Source organism: Streptomyces polyasparticus (assembly GCF_014493765.1).
GTDB lineage: Bacteria > Actinomycetota > Actinomycetes > Streptomycetales > Streptomycetaceae > Streptomyces > Streptomyces polyasparticus.
In genome coordinates this window covers 1-513 of record NZ_JACTVJ010000172.1, presented here as the reverse complement: position 1 = coordinate 513, position 513 = coordinate 1, and the positions used below count along the sequence as shown (strand labels likewise).

At 54.2% G+C, this 513-nt stretch carries 2 protein-coding genes; both read left to right on the top strand.

What is annotated here, in order from left to right; all coding sequences use genetic code 11:
• The coding region (locus H9Y04_RS49340; protein ID WP_187820198.1) for a DUF1090 family protein at positions 1 to 126 on the top strand (126 nt) is incomplete at its 5' end.
• A 45-nt stretch (positions 127 to 171) separates the two neighbouring features.
• Positions 172 to 477: an ElaB/YgaM/YqjD family protein gene (locus H9Y04_RS49335; RefSeq protein ID WP_002917916.1), complete on the top strand. Its 306-nt coding sequence runs from the start codon at positions 172 to 174 to the stop codon at positions 475 to 477.
• Positions 478 to 513 lie beyond the last annotated feature (36 nt).

Below are 513 nucleotides of genomic sequence, written 5' to 3'. Positions count from 1 at the left end.
GCTGAACGTCAGCGCGATCTGCAGGAAGCCCGGAAGAAAGGCGATGCGGACAAAATTAACAAACGCCAGCATAAACTCAATGAAGCGCAACAGGAGTTAAAAACGCTGGAGTCTCGGGATTACTAATCACCATTAACTTTCGCAACACGGACCACGCTACAGGAGAACGACATGGCTAAAGAGAATGTGACTGACGACCTTCGTGCAGAACTGAAAACGCTGGCGGATACCCTGGAGGAAGTACTAAATTCCTCGGCGGACAAGTCGAAAGAAGAGATGGGTAAACTGCGCAGTAAAGCCGAGAGCGCGCTGAAAGAGAGCCGCGCTCGTTTGGGTGAAACCAGCGAAGCGATTCTTCGTCAAACTCGTGAGACCGCCGCGCGAGCGGATGATTATGTTCGCGAAAATCCGTGGACTGGGGTAGGAATTGGCGCCGCCGTCGGGCTGGTGCTGGGTGTCCTGCTGTCGCGTCGCTGATTATGGCGAATACTCAACACACGCAGGGACCGGGTC